General features: G+C 58.6%; 20 protein-coding genes. 8 read left to right on the plus strand and 12 right to left on the minus strand.

Features of this window, described 5'->3' with window-relative positions; genetic code table 11:
* Positions 1-45: 45 nt before the first annotated feature.
* The 6 genes from CLOEV_RS07115 to xseB form a co-directional block, all read right to left on the minus strand.
* Complete coding sequence (locus CLOEV_RS07115; RefSeq protein ID WP_008711638.1) at positions 46-1,698, minus strand: AAA family ATPase; 1,653 nt, start codon at positions 1,696-1,698, stop codon at positions 46-48.
* Positions 1,699-1,700: 2 nt separating this feature from the next.
* Positions 1,701-2,588 (minus strand): NAD(+)/NADH kinase, encoded by an 888-nt coding sequence (locus CLOEV_RS07120; RefSeq protein WP_034442777.1) that lies wholly within the window; start codon positions 2,586-2,588, stop codon positions 1,701-1,703.
* Positions 2,589-2,599: 11 nt separating this feature from the next.
* Positions 2,600-3,424 (minus strand): TlyA family RNA methyltransferase, encoded by an 825-nt coding sequence (locus CLOEV_RS07125; RefSeq protein WP_034442780.1) that lies wholly within the window; start codon positions 3,422-3,424, stop codon positions 2,600-2,602.
* Complete coding sequence (gene dxs / locus CLOEV_RS07130; protein ID WP_034442783.1) at positions 3,421-5,289, minus strand: 1-deoxy-D-xylulose-5-phosphate synthase; 1,869 nt, start codon at positions 5,287-5,289, stop codon at positions 3,421-3,423. The genes CLOEV_RS07125 and dxs overlap by 4 nt, the downstream gene beginning before the upstream one ends.
* An 84-nt stretch (positions 5,290-5,373) precedes the next feature.
* Entirely contained in the window at positions 5,374-6,279 is a 906-nt protein-coding gene (locus CLOEV_RS07135; RefSeq protein WP_034442786.1) for a polyprenyl synthetase family protein, read from the minus strand.
* Complete coding sequence (xseB, locus tag CLOEV_RS07140) at positions 6,272-6,502, minus strand: exodeoxyribonuclease VII small subunit (protein WP_008711649.1); 231 nt, start codon at positions 6,500-6,502, stop codon at positions 6,272-6,274. The genes CLOEV_RS07135 and xseB overlap by 8 nt, the downstream gene beginning before the upstream one ends.
* Positions 6,503-6,611: 109 nt before the next feature.
* On the opposite strand from xseB, the gene rpmB reads away from it, so the two are divergent.
* Complete coding sequence (gene rpmB / locus CLOEV_RS07145; protein WP_008711651.1) at positions 6,612-6,806, plus strand: 50S ribosomal protein L28; 195 nt, start codon at positions 6,612-6,614, stop codon at positions 6,804-6,806.
* 30 nt (positions 6,807-6,836) lie between these two features.
* Here the strand turns inward: rpmB and CLOEV_RS07150 are convergent, their stop codons facing one another.
* Genes CLOEV_RS07150 through mltG form a run of 4 tightly spaced genes read right to left on the minus strand, consistent with a single transcriptional unit; the run spans position 6,837 to position 11,789 of the window.
* Positions 6,837-9,173: a DNA translocase FtsK gene (locus tag CLOEV_RS07150; RefSeq protein WP_051484950.1), complete on the minus strand. Its 2,337-nt coding sequence runs from the start codon at positions 9,171-9,173 to the stop codon at positions 6,837-6,839.
* Positions 9,170-10,534: a TldD/PmbA family protein gene (locus tag CLOEV_RS07155; protein WP_008711654.1), complete on the minus strand. Its 1,365-nt coding sequence runs from the start codon at positions 10,532-10,534 to the stop codon at positions 9,170-9,172. Before CLOEV_RS07155 ends, CLOEV_RS07150 begins: the two co-directional genes overlap by 4 nt.
* Complete coding sequence (locus tag CLOEV_RS07160; RefSeq protein ID WP_008711655.1) at positions 10,531-10,782, minus strand: DUF4911 domain-containing protein; 252 nt, start codon at positions 10,780-10,782, stop codon at positions 10,531-10,533. Before CLOEV_RS07160 ends, CLOEV_RS07155 begins: the two co-directional genes overlap by 4 nt.
* Positions 10,779-11,789 carry an endolytic transglycosylase MltG gene (mltG, locus tag CLOEV_RS15945; protein WP_051484951.1) on the minus strand — a complete coding sequence of 337 codons (1,011 nt, stop codon included), beginning with the start codon at positions 11,787-11,789 and terminating at the stop codon, positions 10,779-10,781. The genes CLOEV_RS07160 and mltG overlap by 4 nt, the downstream gene beginning before the upstream one ends.
* A gap of 381 nt (positions 11,790-12,170) precedes the next feature.
* On the opposite strand from mltG, the gene CLOEV_RS07170 reads away from it, so the two are divergent.
* From CLOEV_RS07170 to rbr, 7 genes are all read left to right on the plus strand, one after another.
* The gene (locus CLOEV_RS07170; RefSeq protein ID WP_051484952.1) at positions 12,171-13,313 is read left to right on the plus strand and encodes a pyridoxal-phosphate-dependent aminotransferase family protein; all 1,143 of its coding nucleotides are present in this window, start codon (positions 12,171-12,173) and stop codon (positions 13,311-13,313) included.
* An 18-nt stretch (positions 13,314-13,331) separates the two neighbouring features.
* Positions 13,332-14,978, plus strand: coding sequence for a phosphoglycerate dehydrogenase (serA, locus tag CLOEV_RS07175; RefSeq protein ID WP_034442788.1), 1,647 nt, complete (start codon positions 13,332-13,334; stop codon positions 14,976-14,978).
* Positions 14,979-14,982: 4 nt separating this feature from the next.
* Positions 14,983-15,627: a histidine phosphatase family protein gene (locus tag CLOEV_RS07180; RefSeq protein ID WP_034442790.1), complete on the plus strand. Its 645-nt coding sequence runs from the start codon at positions 14,983-14,985 to the stop codon at positions 15,625-15,627.
* 49 nt (positions 15,628-15,676) lie between these two features.
* The gene (locus CLOEV_RS07185; protein WP_084482221.1) at positions 15,677-16,837 is read left to right on the plus strand and encodes an ADP-ribosylglycohydrolase family protein; all 1,161 of its coding nucleotides are present in this window, start codon (positions 15,677-15,679) and stop codon (positions 16,835-16,837) included.
* 58 nt (positions 16,838-16,895) lie between these two features.
* Positions 16,896-17,768: an SPL family radical SAM protein gene (locus CLOEV_RS07190; protein ID WP_034442792.1), complete on the plus strand. Its 873-nt coding sequence runs from the start codon at positions 16,896-16,898 to the stop codon at positions 17,766-17,768.
* A 234-nt stretch (positions 17,769-18,002) separates the two neighbouring features.
* Positions 18,003-18,422: a rhodanese-like domain-containing protein gene (locus CLOEV_RS07195; RefSeq protein WP_008711666.1), complete on the plus strand. Its 420-nt coding sequence runs from the start codon at positions 18,003-18,005 to the stop codon at positions 18,420-18,422.
* 176 nt (positions 18,423-18,598) lie between these two features.
* A complete protein-coding gene (gene rbr / locus CLOEV_RS07200; protein WP_008711668.1) occupies positions 18,599-19,132 on the plus strand; it encodes a rubrerythrin in 534 nt (177 codons plus the stop codon).
* Between the two features lie 107 nt (positions 19,133-19,239).
* Here the strand turns inward: rbr and CLOEV_RS07205 are convergent, their stop codons facing one another.
* Positions 19,240-20,175 carry a nucleoside phosphorylase-I family protein gene (locus CLOEV_RS07205; RefSeq protein ID WP_169732204.1) on the minus strand — a complete coding sequence of 312 codons (936 nt, stop codon included), beginning with the start codon at positions 20,173-20,175 and terminating at the stop codon, positions 19,240-19,242.
* 253 nt (positions 20,176-20,428) lie between these two features.
* Positions 20,429-21,058 carry a cyclodeaminase/cyclohydrolase family protein gene (locus CLOEV_RS07210; protein ID WP_008711672.1) on the minus strand — a complete coding sequence of 210 codons (630 nt, stop codon included), beginning with the start codon at positions 21,056-21,058 and terminating at the stop codon, positions 20,429-20,431.
* Positions 21,059-21,092 lie beyond the last annotated feature (34 nt).

A 21,092-nucleotide genomic window follows, 5' to 3' on the forward strand; every position in this document is an offset into this window, starting at 1 on the left:
GCAGTTTCATATCAAACGGAAGGCCGCGATGCAGTGCCGGACAGGCTATTCCCCGCCGCTGTTTTCCAGCAGCGCTTTGGCGTGTTCGAGGGCCTCGTAGGAGCTTTCGTCGCCGGAGAGCATCCTCGCGATCTCGCGTTCGCGGGCTTCGCCGGAGACTTCCGTTATTTCGGTATTTTCTCCCTCTCTTTTGACGACGAAGTGCTGGTCGGCCATCGCCGCGATCGTCGCCTGGTGGGTGATGAGCACGGTGCGGCAGCGTTTGGCAAGCTGGCGCAGTTTGCAGCCGGCCAGAAGCGCTGTTTTGCCGCCGAGCCCCGCCTCCACTTCGTCGAAAACTAGTGTCCCGGGCAGTTTGTCGTCGCCTACAGAGAGCTGTAATGCGATAAGGATGCGCGACAGCTCGCCGCCGGAGGCGTTTTTGCCTACGGGCAGCGGTTTCTGGTCGGGCAGCGCGAGGGTGAAGATGGCGTTTTCCGCGCCTGTCGAGCGCACGCGGTCCAGCGGTTCGATCTCGATGTTGAATGCCGCGTATTCCATGCCGAGCCCGTTAAGGTGCCCGTTGACTTTCGCGGCGAGTTCTTTGGCCGACTCTTTTCTGAGCGCGCGCACTTCGATGGCGAGGCGCGAGGTCTCGCGGCGCAGGGCCTGTGCTCTTTTTTCGAGCTCTTCGAGTTTTTTATGGCTATCGCTTAGCCATTCGAGCTCTTGCCCGGCTTCCTTCGCGTACGCGATCAGCGCCGCGGCGCTCTGTATGTTGAGGGTGCGCTTCATCTTGCGGAGCATGCCGAGTTTTTTCTCAATGCGATCTTTCGCCTCTTCCGTCTCTTCCGCGGAGATCCCGCCGCGGCAGGCTTCGGCGATGAGGTTCGAGAGCTCCTGCGCGCCGCTGAGGGTCTTTTCTATGGCGTTGTGCCAGCGTTTGTCCTCTCCCGCGGCGTAGCCGGAGAGGTTTTTGGCGATTTTTTCAAACTGATCCAGCAGGCCGCCCTCGGCGTTGTTCATTTTTTCCGCGATGAGGCGCAGCGAGCGTTGAGAAGCCTCGTTTCTTTCTATTTCGCGCAGCTCTTTTTCCCATTCGGCCTCGCTTTCCTCAGTCAGCTCAAGCGTCTTTATCTGCCTGATGACGGAGGGAGCATCGTCAAAGCGGCTCTCGCTCTCTTTGCGTCTTTTTTTGAGGGCGAATATCTCTTTTTCCGTCGAGAGCGCCGAGGTGAAGGCGCTTTCAAGCTCCGCGAGCGCCCTTTTCAGCTCTTCGCCGCCGCAGGAGTCGACGAGTTCCAACTGTTTCAGCGGGTCCAGCAGGCCAAGCTGGGCAAACTGGCTCTGGATGACGATGTTCGTCTCCATCGCGTGGGCCAGTATCGTAAGGGGCACGGTCTGTTCCTGCAGGGTGGCCTTTCCTTTGCCGCTTCTCGCGAATGTGCGCCGCGCGATAAGCATTTTTTCCTGCGGCTGGCATTTCTCCGATATTCCCGGTATCGGTTCGGAGGTCATGACCGCCCGTACCTCGCAGCTCTCTTCAAGCGTGTGGATATGGTTCAGCTGCGCGCGGCGGCCGGCGATGAATTCCAGCGCGCGGACGAGGCTGCTTTTGCCGGCTCCGCTTTCGCCGGTGATGACGATGAAGTCGCCCCCGAAGTTGAGGGAGGCCTCCCTGATGCCGCCTATTCCGTGGATCTCAAGCTCTTCTATCAAGTTCAGTCGCCTCCGTCTCTGATACCGTTGAACCCCCAGCGCAGCTTTTCCCTCAGCAGGTCGTAGTAGCTGCGCCCGATGAGCTGGATGGTCTGGACGTATATTTCGTTGTCGAGCATCACGTGCAGTTCGTCGCCTGGCAGCAGCTCGTAGCCGAGCTGTCCGTCCTGCGTGAGCATGAGGCTGCGCGCGTCTCCTTTGGGGATGACGATGATGTTGTCGGTGTCGCTGAGGATCACCGGCCTCGCGTAGAGGGTGTGGGCGCATATCGGCGCCATTATCATGCAGGGGACGTGCGGCGGCACGATCGGGCCGCCGGCGGAGAGCGCGTAGGCCGTGGAGCCGGTCGGCGTTGAGAGTATGAGGCCGTCGGCGAGGAAGAGCGAGAGTATCTCTTTGCCGACCTTGACTTCAAGGTCGATGACGCGCGCGAGGCTGCCCTTGGAGATGACGAGGTCGTTGAGGGCGTGGAGCTCATGCACGAGCCGTCCTCCGCGCCATACCTGCCCTTTGAGGAGGCGGCGGCACTGGAGGGTGTAGTGCCCGTCGAGGATCGACTTGATGTCTTCTTCCGCCGAGCCGGGATTTCCGATCGCGAGGAAGCCGAGGCGTCCGAGGTTTATTCCGTAGAGGGGGACGTCGGAACCGAAGATGTAGCGCGCTGCGCGCAGGAAGGTGCCGTCTCCGCCGAGGATGACGGCGAAGGAGACCTCTTTGCGCCACGTCTCGTCCGTAACTTCGGGAAGGGCGATCGCGGAGGCCTCGTGCGGCGGCAGCAGAAAATGCACGCCATTTTCTTTGCCCCAGCGCCAGAGCCGCCAGGCCATTTCTATCGCTTCGGGCTTCTGCGTGTTGAATAGCAAACCGACTTTTTTATCGTTTTTTTCCATATATGACACCTCTATCTGGGGTGGGCGCAGGTATTTTTGTGCGCCTCCTCCACGATTTTATCAAGATCCGGCCTATTGGCGGCATTTTCCATGCCTTTGTGCCGCAAAAGGAAGAGGAACTCGATGTTTCCCTCCGGGCCGCGTATCGGCGAGTAGTCGGCCGCTTCCAGCGACAGGCCGGTATCCTTTTCGATGAAGTCCGCCACTTCGCCGAGTATTTCGCGGTGCAGCGCGGGATCGGTGATGACGCCCTTCCCCACCCTCTCGCGCCCAGCCTCGAACTGCGGCTTGACGAGGACCGCCATCAGGCCGTCCTCCTTGAGCAGCTCCTCCATTTTGGGGAGCAGCAGCGTGATCGAGATGAAGGAGGCGTCGGAGACGACGATGTCGGCCTTTTCTCCGTCTATCATCTCCAGCGTGAGGTTTCTCGCGTTTGTTCGTTCGAGCACGGCGACGCGGGGATCGCCGCGCAGCTTCCAGGCGAGCTGTCCGTATCCGACGTCTACCGCGTAGACTTTTGCCGCGCCGTTCGCTAACAGCACTTCCGTAAAACCGCCGGTCGAGGCTCCGATGTCTACGCAGCGCCTGCCGTCCGCCTTTATGGCGAAGCTTTCGATAGCTTTGAGCAGTTTGTAGGCGCCCCGGCTCACCCACTCCCTTTCGGGAGCGTCTATTTTTACGCTCGCGTCCTGCGGTACCATGGAGGCCGCTTTGGTGATCGTGACTCCGCCCACCGTCACGCGTCCCTCTTCGATATAGTTCTGCGCCGCCGTGCGGGAGGCGGCCAACTTTCTGTCCGTTATAAATTTATCAAGCCGTATAAGTTTCTGTTTCATTGCGAGACGCAGAGCCGCAGGATGTTTTCGACGGAGAGGCCGCACTCTTCCCACTGTTCGGCCCTGGCGGCGTGCGAGATGAAGTGATCCGGGACTCCGGCCGAGGCGATCTTCACTCCGTACCCTTTCTCGTTGATGTATGATGAGATGGCCTCTCCGACGCCGCCGGCGAGGGTGTTTTCCTCCGCGGTGACGACGACGGCGTGCGTTGTCAGGAGCTTGTCGAGCCCTTCGCGGTCAAGGGGCTTTATGAAGCGCAGGTCCGCCACCGTGGGTCGCCTGCCGGTCATTTTTTCTATCTCGTCGGCGCTCTTCATCATCAGTTCCACGGTGCTGCCGACGCCGATAAGGCAGATCTCCGCTCCCTGGCTGATCACTTCGAGCTTTCCCCACGGGGCCGGAACACGCTCTGCCCCGGCGGCGGGGATGGATTTGGCGGACTTGCCGCGCGGATATCGTACCGCCATGGGGATCGCGAGCTTTTTCCATTCGCGGACGAAGAATTCAAGGTCGGCGGCGTCGCGCGGCGCGGCGATCGTCATCTCCGGTATGGAGCGGAGCCAGGCGACGTCAAGTATCCCGTGATGCGTTTCTCCGTCTTCACCGACCAGTCCGGCGCGGTCGATGCCCAGCAGTACGGGCAGTTTGGGTAAGCATATATCATGCATTACCTGGTCGGCCGCGCGCTGCAGGAAGGTCGAATAGATGCATACGACAGGGCGCATCCCGGCCGCCGCGAGTCCGGCGGCGTAGATGAGCATGTGTTCTTCGGCGATGCCGGTGTCAAAAAATCGCTGCGGGTGCGCCTTGGCAAAGTTTTCAAGTTTGGTGCCGTCTTTCATCGCCGCGGTGCAGACGGCCAGCCTCGGGTCTTCGCGGGCCATGTCGCAGAGCACCCTCGCCATCTCCCCGCTCCAGCTCGCAGCCGTGCCGGCGGTCGCCTGTGTGGCGGCGTCTATCTTTGTTTTGGGGCCTATTCCATGGAAGAATGACGGGAACGCCTCGGCCTGCGGGCAGCCTTTCCCCTTTTGGGTCATAACGTGGATCAGCAGGGATTCGTCGTAATGGCGCGCGAGCCGGAAGACCTCCTCCATCTCGGCTATGTTGTGGCCGTTGAATGGGCCCCAGTAGCTTATGTTGAGCTCTTCAAAGACGTTGGTCGGCAGGAGCAGCGATTTGAGCTTCATCTTTATTTTGGAGAGCGAAGAGTTGATGTTTTCTCCGTTCTTCATGTTTGTGCACTGGGTCTTTATATAGTCCTTGAGTTTTTTGTAGGTCGGATTGACGGCCAGCTTCGCCAGGTGCGAGGCCATGCCGCCGACGCGCGGGTTTATCGACATTTTATTGTCGTTGAGGATGATGATGACTTTGGACTTGATGCTCGCGAGGGAGTTCAGCGCCTCGAATGAGACCCCGTTGAGCAGCGCGCCGTCCCCGATGACCGCGACGACCTCGTGTCCCTCGCCCATGAGGTCGCGGGCTTTCGCGTAGCCCATCGCCGCCGATATCGAGGTGCTGCTGTGGCCGGTGGTGAAAAAGTCGTAGGGGCTCTCGTCCATGCGCGGGAATCCCGCGAGCCCGCCCTTGCGGCGCAGCGTCGCGAAACGGTCCAGGCGCTTGGTGAGCAGTTTGTAGGCGTAGCTCTGGTGTCCGACGTCGAAGATTATCTTGTCCGCGTCGGGATTGAATACGCGCAGCAGCGCCACCGTCAGTTCGACGGTGCCGAGCGATGAACTGAGGTGGCCGCCGTTTTCGAGGGTCACGTCGATTATATTTTTTCTGAGCTCCGCGCACAGCTTTTGCAGTTCGGCTTCGCTAAGCCCGTACAGGCCTCTGAAGTCTCCTACGGATTCTAAAAGGCTCATTTCGATTCCACCTTGACGTAAGTTATTTTTATCCCCCGGTGGATGCCGGAGCCGTCATGCGCCTTGATAGTTCTCAATGCGCCGTCAGCAGGTACGATGAACCAGGTAATCAGGCAGGAGCATGAGGAAGTCGTCCTCCTCAAGCAGCCCCGCGAGCGCCTCTTTGGCCGCCGCCGATTCTTTTTCCGCCATCTCTCCGGCGGCTTTCACGCCGTAAACGGTGACATGGGTCAGCTTGCCCTGTTCTTCATCCTTGCCGGGGGTCTTGCCCAGCTCTTCAGCCGTGCTCGTCACGTCTAGTATATCATCGACTATCTGAAATGCGGAACCGAGATGGCGCGCGTAATCGCCGTATCTTTCCAGGACCGCCTCGTCCGCGCAGCCGAGCGACGCCCCGGTGAGCACGGCCGCCTCGATGAGAGCGCCGGTTTTGAGCGCCGCGACGCGGCGCACGTAATGCGGATCGCCCTCCGTCCCCTCGGCGAACATGTCCAGCACTTGCCCGCCGCAGACCCCGGCAGGGCCGATGGCTCCGGCGAATATCCGCATCGCGCGGAGGACGTTCTGCGCGGGGATGTTTTTGAGCTGCGCCATGGGGAATTCGAGCGACTGCGCGAGCAGCGCGTCCCCCGCCAGCACTGCCAGCGTCTCTCCGAAGAGCGCGTGGTTCGATGGCTTTCCGCGGCGCATGTCGTCGTCGTCCATGCAGGGGAGGTCGTCGTGTATCAGCGTCGCCGTGTGGAGCATCTCGATGCCGAGGGCCATCGGCAGGGCATTTTCCGCCGCCACGCCGCATCTTTCCGCCGCCGCGAGGCAGAGTATCGGGCGCAGCCGTTTGCCGCCGGCGCGGAGGGAGTATTCCATAGATTCAAAGAGTTTCGGCGGCGCCTTCTCAGCCCGCAGCCCGGCGGTGTCGGCGATGTAGCCGTCAATGAGCGCGCAGCCCGCCGCGAATTTTTCTTTTACGGCCTTCAGCCGCGCCTCATTCATCACTTTTTGCCCCCTCCGCCTTAGCGGCGGCCAGCGGCAGTTCTTCGCCCTCCTGTGAGAGCATGGATATCTTTTGCTGCGCCTCGGCCAGGTAGGCGCGGCATTCGCGCACGAGGGCGATCCCACGCTCATATTCCGTGAGCGCAAGATCCAGAGAGAGAGAATCACCCTCGAGATCCTTCAATATTTTTTCAAGTTCCGTCATCTTTTCGACGAAATTCATCTGAAAAACTCCTTTCTGATTTTTTTGCATCCTTACAGTTGCAACTTTGAGCGATGCTATGATACAATGTCTAGGTTGATTGTTTCAAGGTAAACAAGGGGGGAAACAAATGTCAAAATTCTGTGATTGCTGCGGCCGCGGGCCGGCAACGGGAAATGCCGTAAGCCACTCGAACCGCCATACGAGACGCCGTTGGCTTATCAACATTCAGAGCGTAAAGGTGAACGTAGGCGGCGGAGAAACTCGTAAACTTCATATCTGCACGAAGTGCCTCCGTTCCGGAAAAGTACAAAGGGCCGTTTAATACGGCTCTTTTTTTTATTCCCTTCATAACTTATTCCCCGCCGTTTCTCGCGTTTTCCAAAAGTTCATCGGCCCCGTCCTCATCGACGAGTATCTCGCGCGGCCTGGCCCCGTCCGCCGGTCCGACGATGCCCAACTGCTCCATCATGTCTATCAGTCTTGAGGCGCGCGAAAAGCCGACGCGCAGGCGGCGCTGCAGGCCGCTGGCCGAGGCGATGCCCGTCGTCATCACCGTCTCGACGGCCTCTTCCAGAAGTTCGTCGTCGAAGGTGCCGCCGTTACCGCCCGCGGGACCGTTTCCCTGTGCCTCTATCTCAATAAAGTCAGGCTCGCCGAAGGTGTTGGTCATGTATTTGAGCCACGCGGCGAGGATGCTTTCGTCTATCCACGGCGACTGTATGCGTATCGGCTTCGGGTGCTTCGTCGATGAAAAGAGCATGTCCCCCTTGCCGAGCAGCTTCTCCGCTCCCGCGCAGTCGATGATCGTGCGCGAGTCGGCGTTGCTGGGTAGCGTGAAGGCCACGCGCGCCGGGATGTTGGCCTTGATGAGGCCGGTGATGATGTTCACCGACGGCCTCTGTGTCGCGAGCATCAGGTGGATGCCGGTCGCGCGCGCCATCTGCGCGAGGCGGCAGATGTACTCCTCCACCTCTTTCGCCGCCGTCATCATCAGGTCCGCGAGTTCGTCGACGACGATCACGATATGCGGCAGCCGGTCCTTTGGCAGCACCTTCTCGTTGTATCCTTCCAGGTTCCTCACGCGCATCTTCGCGAAGGTCGTATAGCGGCTCTCCATCTCGCGTATCAGCCAGGCCAGCGCCTGCACCGCCTTTTTGGGATCGGTCACCGGCGGCGTCAGCAGATGCGGCAGCTTGTCGTAGACGGCCATTTCGACGCGCTTGGGGTCGACGAGTATCATGCGCAGCTCCTCGGGGGAGCGCTTTGAGCAGAGCCCGACGATGCAGGAATTGACGAAGACGCTCTTGCCGGAGCCTGTCGTGCCAGCCACCAGCAGATGCGGCAGCTCCTCAAGGCCGACGACCATGGGGTCGCCGTTGACCGCGACGCCGAACGGCAGCGGCAGCGAGAGCTTCGCCTTTTTGAAGGCGTCGTCTTCGATCACGGTGCGCAGAGGGATGCCGCGGCGTTTGGGGTTCGGTATCTCGATGCCGACGTACGGTTTGCCGGGGATCGGAGCTTCGATGCGCAGGCTCGGGACGGCCATCGCGAGCGCGATGTCGTTCGAGAGCGCGGCGACTTTGCTGACCTTTATGCCCGGAGCGAGCTGGATGCGGAACTGAATGACCGTCGGCCCGACGAGTATCTCCGCGAGGCGCGACTCGATGCTGAACTGTTCGAGCGTATCGACTATCTTTTCGCCGAGCGGTTCGGCGCGCTCCTCGTCCATCTCACCGTCGCGGGACTCCTCCGGTCCGAAGAGTTCGATCGGCGGCGGGAATATCCCCTGTTTGATACGTCCGCCGGAGGAATCCCCCAGGCTGAAGTTGGGGTCCTGGATCGTGGCGGGAGCCGTTCCCGCCGCCGCGATCCTGACGCTGTCAGGATCGTTATAATCAATGTTTTCCTCGTCGTTGTCCGAGCCGTCTTCGCTGATATCGCCGTCTTCCTCGTCCCCGTACGCGTCCTCTTCTTCGGGGTCTTCGGAACGGTCGTCTTCGCAGGCGAAATAGTCGCCCTCGCCGCACTCCATGATGTTGGGAGCGCCCCTGTTTTTGCGGCGGCTCTCATAGCCGTATTCATTAAGCTCTTCTTTAAGCGTCTCCATTTTTTTCCTGCGACTGAAAGACGGCAATGCTATTTTGGGCAGTTTAATATATGAGAATATATGAATATTGTAAAAAAGAAGAGTGAAATAGATCAGGAGAAGGCCGATGATCAAGGTCCCCAGGACTCCGGTCGTCTTATATACGGCGAGGCTCAGAAGATGGCCGAAAGCTCCCGCGGAAAGGCAGGGGAAGCGCAGCAGGTCCTCGCCGCCCGTCAGCCGGTTGAGCCCCAGCAGCAGCGAGGCGAGCAGAAAGACAAGCGCCGTTCCTAAGAATTGCCTGAAAAAGCACCTTACCTCCCGCGAGAAGAGGTAAGATAACGAAAGGTAAAGCACGAACAGGAGGGGAACGACGACGGAGCCGCCCACCGACGCCAGCAGCGAGGCGGCGATGCCCGCGCCGCCGTCGCCCGTCCACGGAGTGTAAAGCGAAGCGATGATGTAGAGGGTGAAGAGCATGACGATGATATTCGCGATCTTCACCGCTGATCCAATATTCGCGAAGGGCTCCGCCAGCCTCTCTCTGATGCTTTTAGAGGGAGCCTTGGCCGCCCTTCTCCTCATTGGCGCCTTTTCTCTCATGCCTCGCTGCCTCCCACCGTGAGCCCCTCGATGAGCATGGAGGGCTGTCCGTCCGTTACCGGCACGCCCTGTCCTGATTTCCCGCATATCCCAGGGTCCATGACGAGATTTTCGCCGAGCGCCGATATCCGGGAGAGCGCCTCCGGGCCGTTTCCGGTCAGGATAGCCCCGCGCACGGGGACGCCGATCTTTCCCTTTTCAACGAGATATCCCTCGGTGACGTAAAAAACGAAGTCGCCCGAGGTAGGGTCTACTTCGCCTCCGCCCATCTTTTTGACATAGAGGCCGTTTCCCGTCCGCGCGAGCATTGAATCGAAATCGTCTTTGCCGGGCGTCAGGTAGGTGTTGCTCATACGCGGCACGGGGATGTTCCGGTAGGACTCGCGGCGGCCGTTGCCGGTCAGCGGCAGGCCGTACATCTGCGATGAGAGGATGTCGGTGAGGTATCCCTTTAAGACGCCGTTCTCTATGAGGACGGTCCGCTGTGCCGGGGTCCCCTCGTCGTCAAATCTGTACGCGCCGTAGAGCCCGGGCATCGCCGCGTCGTCTATCATCGTCACGCTCTCGTGCGCCACTTTTTCGCCGATGCGGCCGCGGTAAACGGAATAATCCTTTTCCACGATATCGGCTTCGAGGCCGTGTCCGCAGGCCTCGTGGATGATCGTGCCTCCGGCCTCGCCGTCCATGAGGACGTTCATCGAACCGGCGGGACAGGGGCTCGCCTCAAGCATCAGCAGCGCGCGGCGCAGCGCCGTGCGCGCCACGGTCAGCGGCGCGGAGCCGCGCCAGAAATCATCCTCTCCGAGCGCCATGCAGCGGCGTTCCGATCCGGTTTGCAGCACTCCGTCCCGTTCGGCTACCACCTGCGCCGCGAAGGAGGAGTAGAGGCGTCGGTCAAAAGCCGCCGTTCCGTCCGGTTTGATGACCAGTACACGCCGGTGCGAGACGGAGTAACGGTATGAACTTTGCCTTATGTGTTTGGATTCCTTCTTGATAATGTCGTCTATTTCGCGGAGAAAGTCCACCGCGGGGGGCGCGATTGGCTCTCCCCTCTCCATCAGCATGGCGGAGGAAGAACTCTCCCTCAGCCCGTCCATGCCGGCGGAGGCGGCGCACTCCGCGAACGAGGCGGACACGGCGGCCTCGTCGTTTCCCGGGGCGTGCGCGTAAAAGGTCCTGTCGTCGACGATGACGCGGCTTCCCGCGCCGTCGGATGTAGACGACGAGATGCCGTCTATCTTTCCGTCCTCAAAATGTACCGAGTGCCCCTCGCCGCTCTGGATAAAGATGTCGGCGTACCGGGCGCCTCTTTTAAGCGCCTCTTTTATGCTTTCGTGCAAAAAATCAAGTTTGTCTGTCATGCGGTAGTCTCTCCCGTATCATTCGTTTCTTCGTCCGGCTTTATCTCGATGCCCTCCGCGCGCAGCGATGACATCAACTCCATTATATACGGCAGCTGCTCTCTCGGACTGAATACAGTTATCCTGCCCGCCTTCGCGTCGTCCGTCTGAAGAAAGCCGATGCCCTCCGCGGCGTCTATTATCCAACTGATATAGTATATATCTTTTTGCGGCACAATGAAGCGCGCCGCCGTTATCTCCGGCCTCACAGCCCCAGCCTCCTTTGCTTCGCCAGGTGTTCCTCGTAACTCTTGCTGAATACGTGCCGTCCCTCCCTGTCCGCGAAAAAGAAGAGATAATCGCTCTCCTCCGGCTCGAGCGCGCTTTTCCACGAACTCTCCGAGGGGGCGCAGATCGGCCCCGGCGGCAGACCGCCGACCAGATAGGTATTGTAGGGCGAATTTATCTCAAGGTCGCGGTAAGAGAGGCGGCTTTTCCTGATGTTCAGCTCGTCCCACGCGTATATAACGGTGGCGCATGACTGCAGCCGCATGTTTTTCTCAAGGCGTTTGAGGAAGATCCCCGCGAGGATCGGCCGTTCGTCGGCGGCCTTCGCCTCTCCCTCGACCAGAGAGGCGAGAATGCCGCTCTTCATCACCGATTCCGGCGCGGCGTCCGCCGCTATCTTAGAGCCTATCCGGTCATACCACAGAGAGGAGGCGCTTTTGACAAATTCCGCCGCCGCCTGCGGCCCGGGCGCGATGAAATATGTTTCGGGAAGCAGGAAGACGATCCGCTCCTCTTTTCGGGAAGGAAGCCAAGCCCTGACCTCTGCCGGGAAGTTATCAGCGTTCTCCATCGCGGCGTCGAAATGCGGCTTTGCTCCGGCGGCGCCGCCGAAGAGCGCGGCTACCCGCCTGTAGCGGAAGCCGGGGATCAGCGTCATCCTGTCGGCTATGGGTTTCGCCTTCGCCAGCTGCCGCGCGACGCCGGCGGGAGTAGATTTATACAGGCTGTACAGCCCCGGCTTCAGCCGGCGGTCTATCCCGATATCGGCCATCGCGCGCGCAAGCGCCTTCGCGTCGTCCACCGCCCCCGCTTTTCTGATGATCTCCGCCGCCTCCCGCGCGGAAACGCCGCCGGGAATGACGGCCTCGAATGAGGCAGAGAGGCTCTTAGGCAGGTCAGGATATTTATAAGGGAGATAAAAACAGACAAAACAGTATACAAAAACTGTAAACAAAAATAATAGAAGCTCTTCGCCTTTTTTCCTCATAAACGCCTCTCCTCCGCTTTTTGCGCATCTTTATTATTATATATTAAAAATGTCTGACTGTAAGCAAAGCGAAAAATTATTTCGGCGGATAATCCAGTTCAGTATTGACATTAAGAGAAGTTGGGGGTATAAATGTTAGCTAATTAAACTTTGAGTCAAAGGAGAGGGCAAATGAACTGTAAAACTATTTCAAAATCAGTGTCGTCATCCTCTCTCTCCTCCGGCCTTTCGTCGTGTGGATGGTCATCGCCGCGCCGCCGGTCTCAAAGCGAATAACACTGATGTTGTAAGCATATCCGCGCAAATAACAGAGGTAACGTTTTGAGATCGAAGGGCGTCTTTCGGTCTCTTTTTATTTTTTATATACTGGAGGTCTTATTGTTGAAGAAAAAGTACCTGCTTACTCCCGGGCCCGTCGAGGCGCCGCAGAGCGTTCTTGAGGCGGCTTCCCGCCAGCTTATGAGCCACAGGTGCGCCGAGTTCTCCGAACTTTTTAAGGGGATCGCCGGCAAACTGCATGCGCTTTTGGAGAGCGATTCCCCCGTCGTCATACTCCCCTCGTCGGGTACCGGCGCGCTTGAATGTGCCGCCGTGAACTTCCTCCGCCGCGGAGATAAATTTATATCACTGTCCTGCGGCGTCTTCGGCGACCGTTTCCGCGAGATCGCCGCGCGCACGGGGGCCCGCGGCGTATATGTCGACGCGGAGGCTGGGAGCGCGCCGTCGCCGGCGGCAGCGGCTGCGGCCCTGCGCGAAAATCCCGACGCGCGCGCCATACTCGTCACCCACAACGAGACCTCGACCGGCGTCACCGTTCCGGTAAGGGAGATCATAGACGCGCTTCCCGCGGCGGGCCGTCCGCTGATCTTAGTCGACGGCGTGAGCTCCGTCGGGGCGATCGAGTGCCTGCCGGAAAAATGGGGCGCGGATGTGCTCTGCACCGCCTCGCAGAAGGGGCTGATGACGCCGCCCGGGCTTGGTTTCGTCTGGCTGTCCGAACGGGCGCTCGCCGCGCTGCCGGAGCGGGAATGCCCCAGCTATTACTTTGACCTGAAGCTGCATTTGAAGAACATGGGGCCGGGATCATACGCCAACCCCTACACGCCGCCGGTATCGCTCTACTACGCGCTCAACGCCGCTCTGGACGTCATCCTCGCCGACGGCGCGCGGGCGTGGTTCGCGAAGCGCAGGCTGTACGCCGACGCTTTCGCGGCCGCTCTGGAAGAGCTCGGCTATGAGCTGCTCGTGACGGATAAGAAGCTGCGCTCGGCCGGCGTCACCGCCTTTTCCGCGCCGAACGGCGCGAGCGAGGCCGTGAGAAAGAGCCTCTCCGCCGAAGGTTTTGAGACGGCCGGCGGCCAGGGGGCCTTGAAGGGAAAGCTGATCCGCGCTTCGCACTACAGCGACTGGGAGATCGGCGAGATGGAGGATATTCTTAGAGCCTTTGCCGGAGCGATCGGCAAAGATAGCGATGAAAATTACCTTAGAACTGCCCGAAAAATTTTTAAGACAGATAAAAGATAGATGATTGGAGAGAGCGTGATGGACAGGAAATGGAAGATACTTGTCACGGAAAAGGTCGGCGAGGCGGGGCTTGATATATTCAGGAACGCGCCGGACGTCGAGCTTGACGTGGAAATAGGGCTTGCCGAAGAGGAACTGATCGCGAAACTGCCGGCTTATGACGGCATACTGACGCGCAGCGGCACGACGATGGACGAAAGGAAGATCGAGGCCGGCAAAAACCTTAAAGTTATCGGCCGCGCCGGCGTCGGAGTCGACAACATCGACCTTCCCGCCGCGAGCAGGCAGGGCATCATCGTAATAAACGCGCCTAGCGGCAACACGCTCGCGGCGACGGAGCTGACGATGGCCAATATGCTTGCCGTCGTGCGCCATGTGCCTCAGGCCTGCAGTTCGCTTCACAGGGGCAAATGGGACCGCAACCGTTTCACGGGCTGCCAGCTCAGCGGGCGGAAGCTTCTCATTATCGGCCTCGGACGCATCGGCAGCGAGGTCGCGAAGCGCGCGCGGGCCTTCGGCATGGAGGTCATCGCCTACGATCCCTACATACCGCAGAAAAAGGCCGAGTCGCTGCATGTGGAGCTTGTGAGCGACCTTGAAGGAGCGGTTTCGCTCGCCGACGTCGTGACGATACACACGCCGCTGACTCAGGAGACCTCGGACATGATCGACGCGGACATGCTGCGCGCCTTCAAACATGGCGCCTATCTCGTCAACTGCGCGCGCGGCGGCATCGTCGACGAGGCGGCGGTGGCGGAGGCTGTGCGCGACGGACGGCTCTCCGGCTTTGCCACCGACGTTTTCAGCGCCGAGCCGCTGGCGGCGGGCCATCCCTTCCTCGCCGAGGACATCGCGGAGCGGATCGTGATCACGCCTCACATCGGTGCGAACACAGTCGAGGCCCAGTCCGAGGTCTCGCGCATCGCGGCGCAGAACATGCTGATGGTGCTTCGCGGCGAACCCTATTCGCACGCGGTGAACCTTCCGTTTATAGAGCAGGCGCTGAACGGCGACCAGCGGATGTATCTCGCCCTTTCGCGCAAGATAGGCGTTCTCGCGGCCAAGCTGGCTCAAGTGCGCGGGGCGGCCGCCCACAACTGCCATGTGACGCTGCGCGGCGCGCTCTTTGAGGATGAGGAAAAACGCGTCGCAAACCAACTGCGCCCCTACACGATAGCCGTCCTCAAGGGGATGCTCGAGGTGAGCGTCGGCTCTTCCGTCACCTATATGATCGCCCCGCTGCTCGCGAAAGACCGTCATATATCGATAGACGAGAGCTGCGGCGAGTCAAAGACCTACAAGAACACTATCGAGGTCGAGCTTGAAACGGAAAAGGGTTCCGTCTCGCTGCTGGCGACGATCACCGAAGAGGGACGCCAGCGCATCGTCCGCGTCAATGATTATTGGGTGGACTTTGTGCCGAGCGGCAAACTGCTCATCTTCCAGAACCACGACCGCCCCGGGGTCATCGGCAAGATCGGCAGCGTCCTTGGCGCGGCTGACGTCAATATCGCGAACTTTGCCCTCGGACGCAAGGAGGGCAGCGGCCTCGCGCTCGGCGCGCTTGAAATAGACGGCGAGACTGACGACAGGCTGCGCGGCGAACTTGTGAAGAGCGGCGATATGGTCTGGGTGACGACGGTCGATTTTACAAAGGCCGGGTAGACAGATGAGATTTTTTGTGATCAGGCACGGGGAGACGGCGTGGAACGTCGCGGGACGTTTTCAGGGGCAGCAGGACACTGAACTCAACGAAAAGGGGCTGGCGCAGGCGGAGCTGCTGGGTGAGCGGCTTGCCGGCCATAGGTTTGAGGCGGTGCTGACGAGCCCGCTGGCGCGCGCGAAGGTTACCGCCGAGCGCGCCTCGGCGCGGTGCGAGTGCGGAGAGTTTTTAACGGTGGGGGCGCTGACCGAGATAAACCACGGCGACTGGGAGGGACGCCTCGCCGACGAGATCGCGGCTGAATGGCCCGAAGAGCTCCGCAAATGGCACGTCGCCCCTGAAACGGTGACGATGCCGGGAGCGGGCGGCGAGAATCTCGCCGATATCATGCGCCGCGCCGCGCCAGCCGTGGACGGGGCCGCGAAAAGATACAAGGGGGACGTGCTGCTCGCCTCGCACGACGCGGTGATCAAAGTGCTGCTCTGCTACTGGCTCGGCGCGCCTCTTTCAAGTTTCTTCCGTTTCCAGGTGCCTAACTGCAGCATCACGGTCGTCGAAATCCAAGAAGGTTCCGCGCCGAGGATGCTTTTGATGGGAGACGCCGCGCACCTCGGCGATCCCTTCGAGCGCCCGGAACAGAAGGGGCTGTAGTATAATATACATCATTGTCGAAATTATAAGTAAGCGAGTGATGATATAGATGTTAGGCGCGCTGATTGGCGATATCGTGGGCTCCGTATTCGAGAGGGCCCCGCACAAATCCAAAGAATTTGATTTTGTCTCCGAGAGGAGCCGCTTCACGGATGATTCCGTGCTTACCGTCGCGACGGCGGACGCGCTCCTCCACGGATACGACTATATGCAGGTCTTCAAATACTGGGGACGCTCCTACCCGAACGCGGGGTATGGACAGAAGTTTTTCCGCTGGTGCCTCTCCGACAGCGACGAGAGGGGCGAAAGCTACGGCAACGGCTCCGCGATGCGGGTCTCGCCCATTGGCTGGGCCTTCGACAGCCTCGAAGAGGTCCTTGAAGAGGCAAAGAGAAGCGCGGAGCCTAGCCACAGCCACCCCGAGGGGGTAAAGGGGGCCTGCGCCGTCGCAGCCTCCGTCTTTCTCGCGCGGAGCGGCAAAAGCAAAGATGAGATAAAAGATTACGTAGCGCGGGAATTCGGCTATGACCTCGACCGTTCCCTCGAATCGGTCCGCCCCGGATATACCTTTGACTCGTCATGTCAGGGCAGCGTTCCCGAGGCGCTCATCGCTTTCCTTGAATCCGAGTCCTTTGAAGACGCGCTCAGCAACGCCGTGTCTCTCGGCGGCGACTCCGACACGCAGGCCTGCATCGCGGGCGCGGTCGCCGAAGCCTTCTACGGCCCCGTCTCAAAACGCTGGGTGACGCTGCTCAACATCCTCATGCCGCAGGAGGCGGTGAAGGTCGCCGACGAGTTCAACAAGAAATATCTTGATTCACGCTATAACTTCTTCTGCTGCGGCCGCGAGAGCGCGGACGGACGTCCGGCGGAAAATGGCATGCCCTACGACCTGCAGAAGCTTGACCCCGGAAACTGCCGCTGGTGGGTAAAGGATCTTGGAATGCAGGACGAAGTTTGGGCCTTTGTGACGGAGTCCGAGACGCCGCACGAGGCGAGCGCCTACTTCTCCACCGACACGCCGGTGATCTTCGATCAGCTCTGCTTCAAATCGTTTGAGGACGCTTTCATCGCGCTCAACCGGAACGGTTTCGACCTCTTCCTTGAGAACTACTACGAGGGCGGCTTCGGAGGCTACGCCTCTTCGCCGCGCGGCCGCTTCCGCATCGAGCCGCACCCGATATTCTCCTCCGGCAAACACTGGATCTGATGGGGGCCGGCGGTACCCGGCCCAGAGCTTCCGCGGCGGACGGCATGGGGGCCCATAGATGCATCGTGTGACGGTAAAGGGGATATTATCGGCGAAAAACGGGATGAACCTCTATCGCGGCTGCTCCCACGGCTGTATATACTGCGATTCGAGAAGCAAATGCTATCGGATGGCGCATGACTTCGAGGACATCGAGGTCAAAGAAAACGCCGTAGAGCTGTTGGAAAAGTCCCTGCGGCGCAAGGTGAAAAAATGCATGATCGGCACCGGTTCCATGACGGACCCCTATATCCCGCTTGAACTGGAAACAGGAAATCTCAGAAGGGCGATTTTGTTGATCTATAAGTATGGCTTCGGCTTCACACTCATCACGAAGTCCGCTCATGTGCTGCGCGACCTGGAACTGCTGAAAAAGATAAACAAGAGAACCAAATGCGTGGTGCAGATGACATTGACCACCCATGACGAAGAGCTCTGCCGGAAACTTGAGCCGAATGCCAGCACCACCTTGGAACGTTTCGAGGCCCTGAAGCGGCTGCGCGACGCGGGCATACCGACGGTCGTCTGGCTCTGCCCCATCCTTCCCTTCATCAACGATACGGAGGATAATATCTCCGGAATATTGGATTACTGCATTGAAGCAAAGGTCCGCAGCGTCATCTGCTTCGGCATGGGGCTGACGCTGCGCGAGGGGAACCGGGAATACTTCTACAGCCGCCTGGACGAGCTCTTCCCAAAAATGAAAGAGAGATATATTGAAAACTACGGCGACCGCTATGTGATAACCAGCCCCCGCAACGGCAGGCTGATGAGGCTCTTTCACGAGAAATGCGCCGCTCACGGCATCGCGCATGACAACGGGTCGATCTTTGAATACCTGAGCGCTTTTGAAGAGAAAACGACCGGCCGCCAACGGAGCCTATTTGACTGAAACCGGTAAATGTCGTACGCCGCTGGGCATCCTTCGTTAAAGGGCAAAAATACGTAGGATATAAAGATATCAGTATTTATAGTGGTGTTTTTTATAGTATTTAACGCAGATAACATAAAAAACAAAGTTTTTACTGAGCCGCATGTTAGATAAAACTACCTGTGTCTGCCAATCCTCCTGATGTATAAATATAAGCGATGCAATAAACATTAAACAAACGGAGGATTTACACCAATGAAGAAGTTTGCAGCGCTATTTACGGTTATATTGACAGCAGTTGTAATAATGGGAACTGCCCAGGTGATGAAAGCGGAGGCGGCGGCATATCCTTTGAAGAAGATCTCGCCGCAGGAGGTGGCTGTACTTATTGAGACGCAGCGTCCGATCGCGATCATCGACGTCCGCAGCCTGCCTGACTTTAAGGCCGGCCACATCCCTATGGCGGAGTCGCTTCCCTTCGAGCTGATGATGGACGCCGTGACGCATTCAATGATCCCCGACGTCAACAAGGTCATCGTCGTCTACGGTGCGAACGACAAGATGAGTAAAGAGGCAGGGCAGAAGCTCTGTGATTTCGGCTACAAAAATGTCTACTACATGCCCACCTTCACCGAATGGGTCGGCGAGGTAGTGATCATCAGACCGGCAAAGTAACTTTTTTCTGAATATGAGCGAACGGGCCTCCCGCGCCGGAGGTCCGTTTTTTTTGCTCTGTTGAAATGGCTAAAATGTGCGCCGCGATTCATTTCTGTTCATTTGTCGTTATTGATTATTTACGGCGTGGTTATAAAATAATATCCGTGTAATTTCATATTGTGGGAGGAATCGTTTTGGAACTTAAAGGAAGCAAGACGGAGAAGAACCTTTGGGAAGCCTTTGCCGGAGAATCGATGGCGCGCAACAAGTATACCTATTTCGCCTCGGCCGCCAAGAAGGCCGGTTATGAGCAGATAGCGGCGATATTCCTGGAAACTGCCGAGAATGAGAAGGAGCACGCCAAGCTGCACTTCAAGGCTCTTTCGGGGATCGGCGACACGCTTGCCAACCTCCTCGCCGCCGCGGGCGGAGAGAACGATGAGTGGACTGAGATGTATCCGCGCATGGCGAAAGAGGCGCGTGAAGAGGGCTTTGAGGAGCTCGCCGTGATGTTCGAGAACATCGGCAAGGTCGAAGCCGAGCATGAGAAACGTTACCGCGAGCTCGCGAAGAACGTTGAGGATGGCACGGTCTTCGCCAAGGGCGGCAAGCTCTTCTGGAAGTGCCGCAACTGCGGCGCGGTCTTTGAGCTCGACAAGGCTCCGGAGAAGTGCCCCGTCTGCCAGCACCCGCAGGCCTACTTCGAGATCCAGGCGAAAAACTGGTAGGATTGTCTGCTATTTGCCGTTAAAAAGCGCCGCTTTAAGGTCAAGGCCTGACTTTAAAGCGGCGCTTTTTCTTTTTCATTGACGTCGGCGCGTTGGTGAAGCGCGCCTCATATCTTTGGCACGCCCCTTCTCCACTCGTCCCAGTTTCCGAGTATCTCTTTTACGAGCGGGGCCGCCGCCCTGTAGTTATTGACGACGCCTATCGCAAAGGCTCTGCCGGATTCGTTGGCGGCTCTGCCGTGGGGTTTTTGGTCGAAGTCCGTCCCAGACCTTATTATCAGCAGTCTTTCGAGATACCGGCTCTGCTTCAGTACATAGGCGATGGCGTTGTCCTCCTCTTGCAGGATGCCGTATCGCCCGGCCCTGTGTTCGCGGCAGAGACGCTCGGCATGTTTTGAAATGTCGCTGCCGCTCCTTTTCGGGCTGACCGTGACAGAGGTGGCCTGATATATGAAAGGCTCCTCCCGCGCGGTTTTTAATGGATAAAATTTTCTATACTTTGCCGCTTTTGCATTATCCGCCAGTTTGGTGTCCCTGTTCAGCAAGAGCGACCATTTTATGAGGTTTTCGTTGAGCCTGAAGAGGCTGCCGCTCCTTACCGCCGGAACCTTTTTCTTCCCCTTTTTAACGGCAAAGGTTTTGTATTCGTGGTCGAGCACCCATTCCGCGATACATACGGACCCCGTGGAGGCGGTCTGCGGCGGCACGCTGGCTTCGCCTGTGACCACAAAGTAGGCTTTGCTAAAATCGAAACGCTGATCCTTGAGCAGCGCGGAGAGCGAACTTACCGCGCCCTTTTTGCCCCTGGCGATCGTGATGAAGGCAAGCCCGTCTTTGATATAGATATAGGAACTCGTTCCCTTGACGCGGTAGTATTCCGCGTCGGAAAAGTTTTTGTCGTACCAGTGTTTTATCTCCAGCGAGTACTTCAGGGGAACGCGCGCTATGTCTTCCACGGTGTATGTGGTAAGGATCACTACTTTCAGGGGAATCCCCCCCGCCTCGGCCGCCGGCGCGAGGGAAAGGATTAAGAACAACAGCAAAGACATTATCATTTTTTCTGATCGTTTAATCATCAGCATCACCATTTAAAACCATCACCTGGCAGATTAGTGCAGAATTATATCAGAAAGAGGCGGGGTTTTGGCGGAAACGAAAGAACAACCAGTAAAAATAACTATTTTTATGAGACAGTTTTTATTTTTTGCCGCTATATAAAGCAGTCCGTGCCGTGAAATACTTTCAATACCACGGCACGGACTGTTTTGTTTTTATGGCAGGTATATCTCGGCTATCTTATCCGAGCGCCTCTTCCATCTTTGCCGCCGTCTTTTTCGAATAAACGGCGATCTCCTCGAGAGCCTTTGTCATCCTTGTGCGGCATTCCGCGGCGAATACTTCGTCCTTTACGCCGGGAAGGTTGATGCGCACGTTATATGAGGCGGCCTTGCCGGCGGCGTCGGCGAGCAGCGCCGCGCTTCCCGCGTCGCTTGCCGCGTTCGGGTTTCCGAAGGAGGCCGCTTCGCAGGCGAGTTTCGCCGCCGCGGCGCAGGCTTCGAGCGTACGCAGCGGCACGTCAGTGGTCGTCTTCGCCGCTTCGGCCATCGCAGCTTTGCGCGCCGCCTTCTGCTCGTCGGTATCTTTGGGCATCTTCATCGCGGCCATAAAAATATTGAAGGAGTCTGTGTCGTCGTTCATCAATTTGACAAATGACGCGCGCAGAGTTTCGCTCTCCTTGAAGACCTTTTCCATCGTCTCCCAGTTGTCTCTGTACTTTTCCTTGCCGATCGTGAGGTTCCCCACCATCGCGGTGAGGCCCGAGGCCAAAGAACCGCAGAGCGCAGCGACGCTGCCGCCGCCGGGGGCCGGTGAATTTGAGGCGAGTTCGTCTATGAATGCGCCGACTGTCATTTCTTCAAATTTCATAGTATTTCACTCCTGTCTTGATTTTAAAGCCGCC

Source organism: Cloacibacillus evryensis DSM 19522, assembly GCF_000585335.1.
Lineage (GTDB): Bacteria > Synergistota > Synergistia > Synergistales > Synergistaceae > Cloacibacillus > Cloacibacillus evryensis.

What these genes read in the sequence shown, in the direction of transcription:
- CLOEV_RS07120 (WP_034442777.1), bottom strand. Translation starts at nt 2,588, where the DNA reads ATGGAAAAAAACGATAAAAAAGTCGGTTTGCTATTCAACACGCAGAAG.
- CLOEV_RS07125 (WP_034442780.1), bottom strand. Translation starts at nt 3,424, where the DNA reads ATGAAACAGAAACTTATACGGCTTGATAAATTTATAACGGACAGAAAG.
- dxs (WP_034442783.1), bottom strand. Translation starts at nt 5,289, where the DNA reads ATGAGCCTTTTAGAATCCGTAGGAGACTTCAGAGGCCTGTACGGGCTT.
- CLOEV_RS07135 (WP_034442786.1), bottom strand. Translation starts at nt 6,279, where the DNA reads ATGAATGAGGCGCGGCTGAAGGCCGTAAAAGAAAAATTCGCGGCGGGC.
- xseB (WP_008711649.1), bottom strand. Translation starts at nt 6,502, where the DNA reads ATGAATTTCGTCGAAAAGATGACGGAACTTGAAAAAATATTGAAGGAT.
- rpmB (WP_008711651.1), top strand. Translation starts at nt 6,612, where the DNA reads ATGTCAAAATTCTGTGATTGCTGCGGCCGCGGGCCGGCAACGGGAAAT.
- CLOEV_RS07150 (WP_051484950.1), bottom strand. Translation starts at nt 9,173, where the DNA reads ATGAGAGAAAAGGCGCCAATGAGGAGAAGGGCGGCCAAGGCTCCCTCT.
- CLOEV_RS07155 (WP_008711654.1), bottom strand. Translation starts at nt 10,534, where the DNA reads ATGACAGACAAACTTGATTTTTTGCACGAAAGCATAAAAGAGGCGCTT.
- mltG (WP_051484951.1), bottom strand. Translation starts at nt 11,789, where the DNA reads ATGAGGAAAAAAGGCGAAGAGCTTCTATTATTTTTGTTTACAGTTTTT.
- serA (WP_034442788.1), top strand. Translation starts at nt 13,332, where the DNA reads ATGGACAGGAAATGGAAGATACTTGTCACGGAAAAGGTCGGCGAGGCG.
- CLOEV_RS07180 (WP_034442790.1), top strand. Translation starts at nt 14,983, where the DNA reads ATGAGATTTTTTGTGATCAGGCACGGGGAGACGGCGTGGAACGTCGCG.
- CLOEV_RS07185 (WP_084482221.1), top strand. Translation starts at nt 15,677, where the DNA reads ATGTTAGGCGCGCTGATTGGCGATATCGTGGGCTCCGTATTCGAGAGG.
- CLOEV_RS07190 (WP_034442792.1), top strand. Translation starts at nt 16,896, where the DNA reads ATGCATCGTGTGACGGTAAAGGGGATATTATCGGCGAAAAACGGGATG.
- CLOEV_RS07195 (WP_008711666.1), top strand. Translation starts at nt 18,003, where the DNA reads ATGAAGAAGTTTGCAGCGCTATTTACGGTTATATTGACAGCAGTTGTA.
- CLOEV_RS07210 (WP_008711672.1), bottom strand. Translation starts at nt 21,058, where the DNA reads ATGAAATTTGAAGAAATGACAGTCGGCGCATTCATAGACGAACTCGCC.